The 13,872-nt window shown below is 44.8% G+C and carries 11 protein-coding genes and 1 pseudogene; 5 read left to right on the forward strand and 7 right to left on the reverse strand.

Features of this window, described 5'->3' with window-relative positions:
* Window positions 1-54: 54 nt before the first annotated feature.
* The 3 genes from BMZ72_RS20090 to BMZ72_RS20100 form a co-directional block, all read right to left on the reverse strand.
* On the reverse strand, window positions 55-2,181 hold the full coding sequence (locus BMZ72_RS20090) for a sensor histidine kinase (protein ID WP_089811487.1): 2,127 nt from the start codon (window positions 2,179-2,181) through the stop codon (window positions 55-57).
* A 20-nt stretch (window positions 2,182-2,201) separates the two neighbouring features.
* The gene (locus BMZ72_RS20095) at window positions 2,202-2,912 is read right to left on the reverse strand and encodes a hypothetical protein (RefSeq protein ID WP_089811489.1); all 711 of its coding nucleotides are present in this window, start codon (window positions 2,910-2,912) and stop codon (window positions 2,202-2,204) included.
* Between the two features lie 106 nt (window positions 2,913-3,018).
* Window positions 3,019-4,122 carry a ThiF family adenylyltransferase gene (locus BMZ72_RS20100; protein ID WP_255373247.1) on the reverse strand — a complete coding sequence of 368 codons (1,104 nt, stop codon included), beginning with the start codon at window positions 4,120-4,122 and terminating at the stop codon, window positions 3,019-3,021.
* A 414-nt stretch (window positions 4,123-4,536) separates the two neighbouring features.
* Here BMZ72_RS20100 and BMZ72_RS20105 point away from each other — a divergent pair, with 414 nt between their 5' ends.
* Window positions 4,537-5,277, forward strand: a complete 741-nt coding sequence (locus tag BMZ72_RS20105) for a superoxide dismutase (protein ID WP_089811493.1) — start codon at window positions 4,537-4,539, stop codon at window positions 5,275-5,277.
* Window positions 5,278-5,351: 74 nt separating this feature from the next.
* On the opposite strand, the gene BMZ72_RS20110 is transcribed toward BMZ72_RS20105, so the two are convergent.
* The 3 genes from BMZ72_RS20110 to BMZ72_RS20120 form a co-directional block, all read right to left on the reverse strand.
* Window positions 5,352-6,977, reverse strand: coding sequence for an ArnT family glycosyltransferase (locus BMZ72_RS20110; RefSeq protein WP_089811495.1), 1,626 nt, complete (start codon window positions 6,975-6,977; stop codon window positions 5,352-5,354).
* 29 nt (window positions 6,978-7,006) lie between these two features.
* Entirely contained in the window at window positions 7,007-7,666 is a 660-nt protein-coding gene (locus BMZ72_RS20115) for a phosphatase PAP2 family protein (protein ID WP_089811496.1), read from the reverse strand.
* 160 nt (window positions 7,667-7,826) lie between these two features.
* The gene (locus BMZ72_RS20120) at window positions 7,827-9,263 is read right to left on the reverse strand and encodes an LptF/LptG family permease (protein ID WP_089811497.1); all 1,437 of its coding nucleotides are present in this window, start codon (window positions 9,261-9,263) and stop codon (window positions 7,827-7,829) included.
* 177 nt (window positions 9,264-9,440) lie between these two features.
* Here BMZ72_RS20120 and BMZ72_RS20125 point away from each other — a divergent pair, with 177 nt between their 5' ends.
* The gene (locus tag BMZ72_RS20125; RefSeq protein ID WP_089811498.1) at window positions 9,441-10,055 is read left to right on the forward strand and encodes a hypothetical protein; all 615 of its coding nucleotides are present in this window, start codon (window positions 9,441-9,443) and stop codon (window positions 10,053-10,055) included.
* Window positions 10,056-10,070: 15 nt separating this feature from the next.
* Here the strand turns inward: BMZ72_RS20125 and BMZ72_RS20130 are convergent, their stop codons facing one another.
* Window positions 10,071-10,451: an START-like domain-containing protein gene (locus tag BMZ72_RS20130; protein WP_012788999.1), complete on the reverse strand. Its 381-nt coding sequence runs from the start codon at window positions 10,449-10,451 to the stop codon at window positions 10,071-10,073.
* 369 nt (window positions 10,452-10,820) lie between these two features.
* On the opposite strand from BMZ72_RS20130, the gene BMZ72_RS20135 reads away from it, so the two are divergent.
* From BMZ72_RS20135 to rpsP, 3 genes and pseudogenes are all read left to right on the forward strand, one after another.
* The gene (locus BMZ72_RS20135; RefSeq protein ID WP_044218015.1) at window positions 10,821-11,690 is read left to right on the forward strand and encodes a sigma-70 family RNA polymerase sigma factor; all 870 of its coding nucleotides are present in this window, start codon (window positions 10,821-10,823) and stop codon (window positions 11,688-11,690) included.
* 221 nt (window positions 11,691-11,911) lie between these two features.
* Window positions 11,912-13,240 carry a signal recognition particle protein gene (gene ffh, locus BMZ72_RS20140; RefSeq protein WP_089811499.1) on the forward strand — a complete coding sequence of 443 codons (1,329 nt, stop codon included), beginning with the start codon at window positions 11,912-11,914 and terminating at the stop codon, window positions 13,238-13,240.
* Window positions 13,241-13,370: 130 nt separating this feature from the next.
* Window positions 13,371-13,622, forward strand: a pseudogene (gene rpsP, locus BMZ72_RS37000) (30S ribosomal protein S16); the annotation flags it as partial.
* Window positions 13,623-13,872 lie beyond the last annotated feature (250 nt).

Raw genomic sequence — 13,872 nt, forward strand, 5'->3', positions numbered from 1 at the left:
TTTGCCGCAGGTTCAATTTGTCATTGATTACATGGATTTGCCTGCGTGGGTATACTAAGACGCCTGAGCGGTTACGCTCATGGGTAAATATATAATAAATTCTGCACCTTTATCAGGAGCGGTGATCACCTCGATACGTCCGTTGTGTTTTTCGATAATACTGAATACAATGGAAAGACCTAATCCTGTACCTTCTCCCACATCTTTCGTGGTAAAGAAAGGATCAAAGATCTTTTCTTTTACCTGCTCTGTCATTCCGGGGCCGGTGTCTTTTATACTGATGAGGGCAAGGCCGTTATCTTCCCAGGTAGTGATCGTTACCACTTCTTCACGGTCCTGGTTATTTGTCTTAATAGCGTTAAATGCATTGGTCAGAATGTTCATAAACACCTGGTTGATCTTGCCGGCATAACACTCTATTTTGGGTAAAGAACCATAGTCCTTTATTACTTTGACATTTGTTGGGATACTGTTTTTCAGCAATACCAGTGTGCTGTCGATTCCTTCGTGCAGATCCACTGATTTAACATCACTTTCATCCAGTCTACTGAAGGTACGTAATCCGCGGACAATTTCCGAGGTCCTGGAGGCGCCGTCTTCAATCCCTTTGATCAGTGAGGAGATCTCTTCGTGAATATAATCAATATCGATCTGTTGTTTAAAGGCGGCAATATCTTTCAGTGCTCCCTGGATATCCGTGGTGTTTGGCAAGGCATCGTACTTATCCAGCAATGATCTGATATCCTGGATATCCAGTTTAAGCGGCTTTATATTAGAAGTGACAAAATTGATCGGATTATTTATTTCATGGGCAATACCTGCTGTCAACTGACCGAGGGATGCCATTTTTTCTCTTTCCACCAGCTGGGTCTGGGCTTCTTTCAGGTTCTTCAGTGCTACGTTCAGCTCCTCATTGGAGGTCTGCAGTTCTTCCGTACGCTGGGTTACCTTTTCTTCCAGGATGATATTCTGTTCTTTCACCAGGCGCTCATTTTCCTGAGAGGCATGGAGTGCTTCTGCTTTGAAAAGGTTGATCTTATAAGCCAGTGCAAAGGAGAGCAGGAGGGCTTCCATACCGGAACCGATCTGCAATGCGTAATAGGTGAACTCATTGTAAGGTAGTACATTGGCGTTTCTCAGCACAAATACCAGCACGCTAAGCAGGAATATAGACCATGCCAGCAGGAAGAAACGCGCGGAACTATAGCCCTTCATGCTCATTCGTAGCGATATATAGAACACGCTTACAGCAGCAGCTCCCACCACTATCTGTACCCATATCTGGGCAATGATGTACTCGTTCATGAGTGCCGGAATGAAACAGCCTACGTATAATAACAGCAGGATGTTGATCAGGCGGTGACCCTTTTTATAATGCTGTTTCGTCAGCAGGAACTGCTGAATGAAGACGAGCGCGGTCAGTCCGTTGAGTATGGGCACCAGTACGGTGGCGTGCTGGGCCATCCAAGGACTGTTGGAATAAAGGAAGCGGAACGAGTATCCCTGTAAGGTAGCCTGTGTAAGGGCTACAAACACGTTATAAGACACGTAGGTCAGGTAACTGTTGTCTTTCGTAGAGAGATACAGGAAAAGGTTATAAAACGACATCGCCAGCATAACACCGATGTATAAACCGAATATCAGATCGCGGTAATCGTTCTTTTCGGATACCTGGTCCCGTGTGCCGATGAACATGGGCAGTTGTACCTGTTCGCCGGCAATCACCCGCAGATAATACTGCCGGGAGGTGTTTGCGGCGATATATAAAGGGAAAATATAGTTCTGGTGGTCAACCGGACGGTTATGGTAACTGGTAAATTCGCCCAGTCGCGTACTGTCGTAACTCCCGTCAGGACGTAGTGCAAAAAGCGTGATATCGTCTATGGTAGGGTATTCCACCTCCAGCATGATCTCACGGAGATCAGACTCGTTAGTAACGGTAAAGCGTACCCAATGTGTGTGGGAAGTGATCTGCAGATTAGGTACATTTTCTCCCGGAACATTGAATGTCTGTTTGCTGACAGCATTGATATCCAGTGAATTGGTCTTGTCAGTGTATATTTCAAGGTATTTGCCGATCCGGGTCAGGGGCATATTGTTGCGGTATACAATAGGGGATGCCGCCTGCATTTGCTGGTAACCTAAGATAGCAAGTAGCCATAGAGCGATAAATCGGAACATGCGTTAAATTTATAGAAAATTCATCGTTCGCTCTTCACATCTGAAAATTGTAAGTTGGGAATTTCGAGGTTATAACTTACTTCATAAGAACCTTTGGGACCAACTTCGGTCTTCGTCTGTACCAGGTTTTCCCTCAGGTCATAAATCAGTTCTCTCTCTTTGGGGTCGGCATATTCCAGCTTTTTAACGTCATTGATGAGCATTGCTGTGGCAATGAAGTCGTCCTTGGGATAGAAGAAGGTGCCTTTATCACCCAGGGATTCATCAATCACAAAGCCTACCCGTTTGCCAATGCGGGTGGTGATCGGAGCGCATAATACATGGAAATTGTCTATCGGCAGCTGGGCTGCAAGTACAACGCCCGCACGGGCCAGTACCTGACTTCCGATGCCCATACCGGCTACTTCCTTTGAGTTCCACATGGCGCATATCTCAGCACTGCCTGGCCGGATGGCGTCGTATATTTTCGCATCATATTTACCGATGGCAGTTTCGATAGGTAAGGGCAGCACGCCGTCAGCAAGCTGTACGCGTGCACCACCGTACGTTTTGGTACGGGTCTCGTCTTCTACAATAATTACAATGCTGTTGTCATGGTGCATCCAATCGGCGCTGCCTGAGGTGATCTTGGCAATGCCGAAATAGATTTCCAACAGCCGTAAATGGCCATTGTAAAAGCGAAGGCAGGCTTCCGGATCATCTGGCGCCTTAAAAGCCCTTACTGTAATCATGATATTGCATGTGGGTACTCTTTAATAAGGATCAGTTCGGGGGATGAGCGGACGTCTCATTTGGCTTCGATTGCAAAATGAGATGCGGCCGCTCATTCCTGCATTATTAGACAAGAATTTGTTCAAAATCTACATAATACCTGCCTGAGCTTTTGAAATGGTCAAGCAGTATCCTTCTGCAGGTATCGGTTACTACGGCACCGCCCAGCACCACGGAAGATGCCAGCTGAGGCCAGGTAGTAATCGTTTTTCCAATCTGGCCTAAAGAGTGTTTCATCCTTTCGGACATATCATCCAGGGCGACCATAGGGCGGAATATGGGTAGTTTCTCTGCATCCGTCAATCCGCGCAGGCTTTTCAGATCTAAGTCGGGTATGAATCCATGAAGTAAAGGTCGGTCGGGTTCCAGGTCAAAACGTTCCACATCAACCAGGCCTCTGTCATTGGTATCCATTACTACGGGGATACCGAGGGCTTTGGCCTTCATCCTACTCAATATTTTTATATCTATACCGTCACATTCTTCTACCAGGATATCGAGATTCCCATCTTTAGTGAAAAAGTCGTCCAGGTTTTCTTCAGTGGCGCCATCTTTATAGATGACAACCTTAATGAATGGGTCCAGTTCGGCGATCTCGCGTGCTGCGATCACTACCTTATATGTTTGTATGCTGTGAATACCGGTACGGATCCTGTTCATATTCGTCAGCTCAACTTTATCAAAATCGGCCAGTCGCAATTCTCCACATACCCGTTCCATCGTAAGCGTCAGTGCTATGGATTGTCCAACGGAAAGGCCAATAATGCCTATCTTCTTACTGCTGAGCAGGGCTATCTCGTCTTCAGTGATCTTTTCCCTGTTACGGCTGGTGCGGAGTTCAATAAAATCCTTTTCATCTACGATATGTACCACACGGTGTGACCAGGGGTAATAAACCCATACGCCAAAAGCGTGGAGCGGTGTAGTACCAACATATTCCCTGATCTTTTGTTCAGATTCTTCCTCCGTGAGTCGTTTGGTAGGATTGCGGATCTTCATCAACTCCCTTAACTGAGAGTATATTTCGTCATATACCCGGATATGCGGATTCTTTGCCAGTAAAGCCAGTAAATCGACATATTGTTCTTCGTGCTGCAATCGATAAAATACTGGTGTGTAATTATCTGGCTCGGTCCGTTGCTGATTGATATAATGCTCTAGTTCTGTCATTTTGCCTGGCATAAAATTTTATGAACAATGATGGCAATTTCTAAATGGTATATGTTAAATATGGTCAATTAGTGTTGTTTGTAAAGTGGCATGGTAAGGGCCCTGGTGACAAAGGCAAGCTCGTTAGTTCTCTATATATGTTACATATTCACTATGTAGTCTGGGATAAATTGTTGTTTAGTTAATCAAAAAGAAAAAGTTAAAGTTTCACATGAAAGCGTATGGTAAAATAACAATTAATTTCAAAAGATTGCGAAATGTTGCGGTTATTTTAGTGAGAATCCGCGTTTTATTACCAACTGTTTGATGACCGGCGATACTTATGCAATAAATTTATCTAATATTGGTGCAGAATTTGCTGCCCTTGCAGATATATTTCCAGTTCTTTATTATCATAATTTAATGCCTTAACATATGAACAAGAGAGAATTTATTAAGCTGGCAGGCCTGGCAGGCGTAGCAGCTCTCGGCAACCCATCTGGTATAATGGCAGCTGCTCCTGCAGCCCGTAAAGGAGCGTCCGTATTCAACGGCAATGTAAAAGCTCCTTTTGAGGTACCGCCTTTACCGTATGGCTATGATGCCCTTGAGCCGCACATCGATAAAGCTACAATGGAGATTCATCACGATAAGCACCATGGCGCCTATGTTAAGAACCTGAATGATGCTGTGAAAGGATCGGCTTTCGAAAGCCTTACACTTGAGCAGATCCTGGCAAAAGTGAAACCTGAAGATAAAGCAGTGCGCAACAATGCAGGCGGTCACTTTAACCACTCCCTCTTCTGGACATTGTTGTCTCCGCAGAAGACAACGCCTTCAGATAAACTGAAAGCCGCTATCAACGAAACATTCACCTCATGGGAGAAATTCCAGGAAATCTTCAATACAGCCGCTAAAGGCGTATTTGGTTCAGGATGGGCATGGCTGATCGTTACGCCTGGTAAGAAGTTGTCCGTTATATCCACACCTAATCAGGACAACCCGCTGATGGATAACATCGTGAAAGAACGTGGTACGCCTATCCTTGCACTCGATGTATGGGAACACGCTTATTACCTGAAATATCATAACGTTCGTGCTGACTATGTTACCGCTTTCTGGAATGTAGTGAACTGGGCGGAAGTAGATAAATTATACACAGCAGCTACTAAGTAGTAGTGACTGATGACAATAATAAAAAAGGAAAGGAGAGGCCAAACACCTCTCCTTTCCTTTTTTATTATCAGTGCTTATTTTCTTTTGAAAAACACAAACCCATTTTTTTCTCCCACGATCTCCAGATTCGGGTCTGTCCTGAACGGTGTACTATCCGTTGTTCTGCATACAAACCAGGTGGGTTTATCAACCTGTCCGCTCAGCAGCCAGTCCGTGTTATAATAGTTCTGATTAACCGGCGGCAGTTTCTTTGTATAAAACAGGTGCGCATAACTATGATACATCAGTACCTGTACATAATCATCCTTCCCCTCAAATGTCTTGAAAAAGTCGATCGCAGCGCCTTGTGAGTAACGCTCTATTTTAGGTGTAAAATGGACAATCGTGATCTGTATTGCCAGCATGGTGCTGAAGAATATACACAGCAGACCTGCCTGCATCTTTTTCTGAAACAGGAGTACTGCACCAATAATGATCATCAGCATATAGCCGGCGCCGTAAGCCGATTCCCAGATTGACCAGGGTACCTGCGCCTGCAGATTGGCCTGTGCGAAACGATCGTGTATATGTGGAATGATCACATCTTTGTAGACACCTACCAGTGGCAGTAAGGTAATGGCGAGACCGATCAGCAAACCGATCAGCATCATCAGTACAATATTCCAGGCATGCAGTTGCAGCTTGTTTTCCGAAATACGGTACAGCTGCCATGCAGCCAGGAAACTAAGCGGGAAATAACACAGAGAGGAATAGTGTACGATCTTCGTCTCCACAATAGAAAACAGGATCAGTACTACCCAGAATAATACCCACATCCAGATCTTGAAGTCTTTGATCTCTGTTGAATGAGAGCCGGTATAGATAGATTTTCCCTTACGTCCCCTGATATAGGTGAACAGTAACAGACTGGCAGGGAAACAGCCGATCAGCAGCACAATCCAGTGGTAGAAGAAAGAACCACCATGGCCCGCGTCTTTTGTTGTAAAGAGTCTTATCTGATAAGTAATGAACTCCTGCACAAACCAGAAGCCGTGTGCGATGATCTCATAACCGAACCAGAGTGCGGTCGTAAGCACGGATGCCAGTATAATGAGTCCCAGTTGTGCCAGACCAATCCCTGTTTTACCTTTTTTATACAGCCAGTAAAAGGCAAAAGTAAGGATGCTTATGAGGATGGCTACCGGACCTTTTGTGAGTACGGCCAGTCCCAGGAATATACCACTCAGGATAGCAAACCTGGAAGGTTTGCCGCTGAAGGCAGTGCGATAAGCGCAATAGATCGCAAGAAATATAAAGAAATTGAAAGTCGGGTCAATAATACCTGATTTGAAATAGAAGTGAGGCAGCCAGGAACCAGCGTACGCCAGTGCCCACCAGAGTCCCAGTTTCTCGTCAGCAAGTTTCTTACCAATGCCAAACAGGGTCACCAGCGTGGCAATACCGATCATGGCATTAGGAAAGCGGGCTGCAAATTCATTTACCCCAAAGAGCTGCATACTGATGGCCTGCAGCCATATGAACAGCGGAGGCTTTTCCCAGAAGGGCTTAAAATCGATCTGTACTCTAGAGTAGTCATGGCTTACAATCATCTCCCTTGCAGCTTCTGCAAAATTGATCTCGTCCCAGTCAAACAGGTGCACAGCACCCAGGAAGGGTACGAAAAGAGCAGCAGCAACAATGGCAATCAACAGGTACTTCATAATTCAGGCAATCAATAAAAATAATCTAATCAGGTAAGACTGACAACCGGTTCGCTGACCGCTTCCGGCGAAGCCTTTATTCTACTCTGGAACAGTGTGTACACTACCAGACTGCTTGTTGTTCCAATGATACTACCTGTATATACATCTACGAAGAAATGCTGTGCCAGGTAGATCCTTGAATGGGCAGCCAGCAATGCCAGTGTTATGAACGCGAATCCGGCCATTTTATTCCTGCATATCAGTGTTAAAAATGTAAACAGCGCGAAAGCAGTCGTCGTATGTCCGGATGGGAAACTGCAGGAACCGTGTACAGTCACCCATTTCACAGTGTGTACGAGTGTGCCTGCATCTGCAAAATACAACGTAGGTCTTGGTTCATTGTAATAATGTTTGGCGATCTGCACGATGATGGTGGTCAGCAGTAATACAGTACCAGCAGCAAAGAACAGCTTGTATTTCCTGTATACAAGAATAATCGCCAGCATAACAGCAAAGGCAATACCATCTCCGATGTAGGTCATACCTGATACAATAACATCTGCCCATGGAGCATGTGCACGGTTGATAGCGAGGAATAGATCATCATGCGTGAAATAAGCCTGCAGCAGTGCGCCCGCAACGATCCATAGGAGGAAAGGCAAAAAGAAAGGGGCATTTTTGCCCAGCAGCGTAGGTAGTGTTTTCATAGTAATAGGTGGTGACCCGCCGTTAAGCTTAGCAGGTGCACAAGGATCTTTACACTGTTTCGTTCTTTATAGCAGACACAGGTTTATCCTGCCGGGCACTTGCTGAGTGCCCGTTAACGGTGTAAACATCTTGAAGCTGGGAGCTAGTGGCTTATGGCTGTCAAGTTGTAGGTTTTGGATTATTTTTTCTAAAGAGCTTTTTGATATTATTGAAGCTCCTGAAATAAAACTCTTTGTTGAACAGATTTGAATCGTTCAACGCTTTATAGATCAGGAACATTGCAATAGGTATAAGGACAATGTTGGAGAGCCACATTCCACTCCAGGTGGCCATTACATCTTTTCTGGCCATCTTCTCTCCAACCATGAAAAATATATTGAAGATCACAAAGAACACAACGGCAAAGATCAGTGGTGTACCAAGACCTCCCTTTCTGATAATGGAGCCGAGCGGAGCACCGATCAGGAACATTACGATACAGGAGAAGGCCAGGGTAAATTTACGCTGCCATTCTACCTTGTGCAACAGCAGGGTGCCGTGTTTATCACCAAACTCGCGGGCAGGTCCTTCCAGGTTATTCTGTCCGTCGCGGATGTTCTGTTCTGTTCTTTCCAGTGTATATCTGAGTGACTTTTCAGGAATAATGTCTTTAAAGTTCGTGACCGCCAGTGCAGGCGCTTTTGCCAGCCAACCTGTATCCTGCCACTTGTAGAATGCATAGCGCGTAGTGACATATGCATTTACTGTACGGGAGAATAGTGCCTCCTGTTTATACAGGGAGTCGATCGCTTTGTCCAGTTGTCTGACATTCAGCATCTGCTGATTGGAGGCAAAAAGACCCATATCAAGGCGGCTGAAAGCGAAAGAGCTAAGGTCAAATGCTTTTTTGTATTCACGGAATCCCAGGCGGATCAGTTCACCAGGTGTGGTAGAACTACGGTTGTTACGTTCTTCATAGCGCCAGCCTTTCTCCAGTACGAAATACAGAAAGCGTTTGTCAGCAGAAAGCAGCATAGTGCCTTTCTCTGCCAGAATTACTTTATCACCGCCACCTGGTGTATGATCGATGATCATTACCTGGTGGATGGTTTTATTATCTTTTTCCTTTTCTGCTACCTTGATGGTATAGTCAGGAATATCGGTATAGAAAACACCGGCTTTGATGTTGAAAGCGGGTTTTGAATTTGTAATATCATACAGCAGCGACTTTGCACGCAGGTTTGCTACGGGCATGGCATAGTTGTTAAACAGGAATGCCAGTATCGCGATCACTGTACACACTGCCAGTAAGGGACGCATGAAGCGTGTCAGCGAAATCCCGGAGGACTTCAGTGCGACCAGTTCAAAGCTTTCTCCCAGGTTACCGAAGGTCATGATAGAAGAAAGTAATACAGCCAGTGGCAGGGCAAGAGATACCAGGTTGGCGCTGGTATAAGTGATCAGCTCGATAATAACCGGTGTGTCCAGTCCTTTACCTACGAGGTCATCGATATATTTCCACAGAAACTGCATCACCAACACGAATAGTGTTACAAAGAAAGTAGCCACGAATGGCCCCATGAATGTTTTGATGAGCAGTTTATCCAGTTTTTTCACTTACGGCGTAGTTTGTTTCGAGACTTTTAAATATTGTTTTAGTGGCTTGCTGTACGGCAAGTACGGGAACAAATTTAAAGCATACAAATTTAATATGATTTATGGAGTTTGGGGGAGGGGAGTATTAAAATTACCGTTAAATTTCTGGTAATGAATGTGAGCGGGTAAATTTACGGGATGGAGACCGTTTCACTTACGCCGGCAGAGCAGGCATTGGTTGTCAATGCTGACTGGATCTATCTGAAAAACAGTGTTTTAGAAAAAGTAATGACCCTGATGGGACAGTTGCACCTGGCATTACAGGAGGCGCCTGTTACCAATACGTTTCCTTTCCCGGAAGGCGTCTTACGGGCGGGGGCGAAAATATCGAGAGGGGAGCGCTACAGGGAATTACCCTATATCATCCTGGATTATCCCCGTCTGTTCAGTAAAGACAACATATTTGCGTTCCGCACCATGTTCTGGTGGGGACATTATTTCATTGCTACCCTGCACCTGGCGGGGGAGGAGAAGGAAAAATATGGTCATGTTATTGCTTCAGCCTGGCGGCAGCTGGCTGAGCAACAGTTTCAGGTGTATCTTCAGGAAGATCCCTGGCAGCATGATTTTGAAAATGGGAATTACAAATTAATATCAGCTTTGTCGGAACTGGAATTTAAGCAGCTACTTGACCGACGTTCTTTTATTAAACTTGCTAAACCTTACAGTTTTGAAGAATGGGGAAAGCTCGTTCCGGAGATAGTAAGAGATTATGCTCTTCTGCTTCGGGGGCTGACCAGTACTACTGGTTGATCAGTGTTGGCTGGTTTAGTTGCCTATTCTGTGGAAGAGGTCTTTCACCTGGTAATCCCACAGCTGGCTCTGATCAGCTATTTCTTTCTTTTCTGCAAAATCTCTGACAATCAGGATTGTTTCATTGGTCACTTCGGAAATCTGTATGCGGAATTCAAAGAATTCTTCTTTGGGCGCATGTTTCCAATGTAAACGGATAAATTCATCTTCTTCCTGCTCCAGTACTTCTGCTTCTTCCGTGGAACCGTTCCATGAAAAGGAGAAGACACTGTCCCGGTAATCTACTTTATCTGCGAACCACTCCTGCAAACCTGCGGGGGTGGAAAGGAATTCGTATAAGATACTGGGTGAGCACCGTACCGGATATTCCAACTCATATTGCACTTTCTTAGACATCGCTCAAGTAATTAGTAAATCAATAGCATCTGGCTGCAATTATAGAAAAATATTTATTCTGTCAAAATTATTTTGCATTTTTTTTTAATAATTGCCCAAATTCTTTTACACTTTATAAATAACAATTCTATTATAAAAAATATAAATACATTAGCAATCCACACTAATTGTTTTCACAGCTTTTTGCCGGGAAGCCCTATGATAAAGGTCCCGATATTAAGTTATGAATGGTGAAACGTTTTTGCTTGAAAATGGTTTAACAAGTAATTATTTTTTTTGGGAGCTATCTAAAAAAACTTATTTTTGTCTGGCATTCATCAAATAGGGTAACATTTTATTAACCTGTAACTGTTCCGATTCTTTATGTCAATGCGCCAACTCAAAATCACGAAATCCATCACCAATAGGGAGTCCCAATCCCTGGAGAAATACTTGCAGGAAATTGGGAAAGTGGATTTAATTACACCGGAGGAAGAGGTGAACCTTGCTATACGCATAAAGCAGGGGGACCAGAGAGCTCTTGAGAAACTGACGAAAGCAAACCTCCGTTTTGTGGTGTCTGTTGCCAAACAGTATCAGAATCAGGGATTATCGCTCAGTGATCTGATCAATGAGGGAAATCTGGGCCTGATCAAAGCAGCACAGCGTTTTGATGAGACCCGCGGTTTTAAGTTCATTTCCTACGCCGTATGGTGGATCCGTCAGTCGATCCTTCAGGCACTGGCAGAACAGAGCCGTATTGTAAGACTGCCGCTTAACAAAGTGGGGCTTAGTAACAAGATCAGCAAGGCTTACTCTCAGCTGGAACAGGAATTTGAAAGAGAGCCGTCTCCTGACGAACTCGCTACCATCCTTGAGATCAATACGGAAGAAGTAGAAGCTACTTTAGGCGTTGCCGCCCGTCACGTATCTATGGATGCACCGTTTATCGATGGTGAAGACAACTCCCTGCTGGATGTACTGGCCAATCCGAATGCTGTAAACGCAGACGAAGAACTGGATCACCACGATTCCCTGCGTCGCGAAATAGAACGTTCTTTATCTACACTCACTGACAGACAGAAAGATGTGATCATCCTTTACTTTGGTATCGCGGTTGAGCATCCGATGTCCCTCGAAGATATCGGTGAGAAATTTGGTCTGACCCGCGAACGTGTTCGCCAGATCAAGGATAAAGCAATCACTAAACTGCGTACCACTTCTCGCAGCAAACTGCTGAGAAATTACCTGGGAAGTTGATTATCATTGTCCGGACAGGTAATACAATCACTTAGAAATTAATTGTTTTACATAATTGAAAAGGTGAATATCTGCCGGATATTCACCTTTTTTTGTTATTTATAGCTGCTTACTGGTTTGCATGCTACTTTATATTATTTTTGCAACCCTTGCAGCTGTAAAGTCCCCTAACCGGGATGAGCAGCGAATAGCTCACAGCTAAAAATTAAACAAGATCACAGATGTTCGAATCATTATCAGAGCGGCTCGACTCGGCGTTTAAACAACTGAAAGGTGAAGGCCGTATCAGTGAAATCAATGTGGCCTCTACGGTGAAAGAAATTCGCCGTGCGCTGGTGGATGCTGACGTAAACTATAAAATTGCGAAAGACTTTACCGACCGCGTAAGAGAAAAGGCCCTGGGTGAAAAGGTAATTACTGCCATTTCTCCCGGACAGCTGATGGTGAAGATCGTTAAAGACGAGCTGACTGAACTGATGGGTGGCAGCGAAGCGGAACTGGATATCAAATCCAATCCGTCTATCATCCTGATCGCAGGTTTGCAGGGTTCCGGTAAAACCACCTTCTCTGGTAAACTGGCTAACTTCCTGAAAACCAAAAAAGGGAAGAAACCACTTCTGGTAGCAGCAGATATTTACCGTCCGGCGGCGATTGACCAGCTGAAAGTGCTGGGTGAGCAGATCGGCGTAGAGGTGTATAGCGAGCCGGAGAACAAAGACGCAGTGAAGATCGCACAGAACGCGATCGCACACGCGAAACAGAATAATAACAACATTATTATCATAGATACCGCTGGTCGTCTCGCTGTAGATGAGGTGATGATGACCGAGGTAGCGAATGTAAAAGCAGCTGTAAAGCCAAATGAGATCCTCTTTGTAGTGGATTCCATGACCGGTCAGGATGCTGTGAATACTGCCAAAGCGTTTAACGAACGCCTCGACTTCAGCGGTGTGGTACTGACCAAACTGGACGGTGATACACGTGGTGGTGCGGCGCTGACGATCAAATACACGGTAGAAAAGCCGATCAAGTTCGTGAGCATGGGCGAAAAGCTCGACACGCTGGACGTATTCTACCCTGAACGTATGGCGCAGCGTATCCTGGGGATGGGTGATATCACCACCCTCGTGGAACGTGCACAGGCACAGTTCGATGAAGAACAGGCGAAAAAACTGGAGAAGAAGATCCGTCAGAACCAGTTCGATTTCGAAGATTTCCGCGAACAGCTGCAGCAGATCAAGAAAATGGGTAACCTGAAAGACCTCATGGCGATGATCCCGGGGGTAGGTAAGGCCATTAAGGATATAGACATCAGCGACGACGCATTTAAAGGCATTGAAGCCATGATCGGTTCCATGACGCCATATGAGCGTAACAACCCGGATAGCATTGATGGTAGCCGCCGTAAGCGTATTGCTAAGGGCTCCGGTAAAGATATCCAGGATGTGAACCAGTTCATGAAGCAATTTGACCAGATGCGTCAGATGATGAAGATGATGAACAAATTCGGAGGAGCAGGTGGTAAAGGCTTAAGAGCTTTAGGCAGATAGTTTGAAAAAAAAATCCACAACCTGTGGATTTTTAACATAAAATATTTTGAACTATTCGTTTTAAAGAATACCTTTGCTGCCCCAATTAAATACTTTTTCATAACTCGCAAAAAAATAACTCGAATTATTTATGCCAGTAAAAATCAGACTGCAACGTCATGGCGCTAAGAAGAGACCTTTTTATTTTATAGTAGTAGCCGATGCTCGCGCGCCAAGAGATGGTAAATTCATCCAGAAGATCGGTACTTACAATCCACTGACTGTGCCTGCTTCTATCAACATCGATACAGACAAAGCACTGCGTTGGTTACAGAAAGGTGCTCAGCCTACAGATACAGTAAGAAGAATTCTGTCTTTCAAAGGTGTTCTCTACCTGAAACACTTACTGAGAGGTGTGAAACTGGGTCTGTTCGATGAGCCTACAGCTTTCACCAAATTCGAACAATGGCAGGCTGAACACGAGCAGAAAGTTGCTGCACGTCGTGACAGTCACAAGAAAGCAAGAGTTTCGACTCCAATCGTGAGAAGAGTAGAAGATACTCCGGCTCAGCCAGAAGGAGGCGAAGCATAATCTAGCTTTTGAATAAATATTGAAAGGGAAATATTTGTACGCAAATATTTCCCTTTTTCTT

Origin of the sequence: Chitinophaga sp. YR627 (assembly GCF_900114995.1) — a bacterium.
In the GTDB taxonomy this organism is placed as follows: domain Bacteria; phylum Bacteroidota; class Bacteroidia; order Chitinophagales; family Chitinophagaceae; genus Chitinophaga.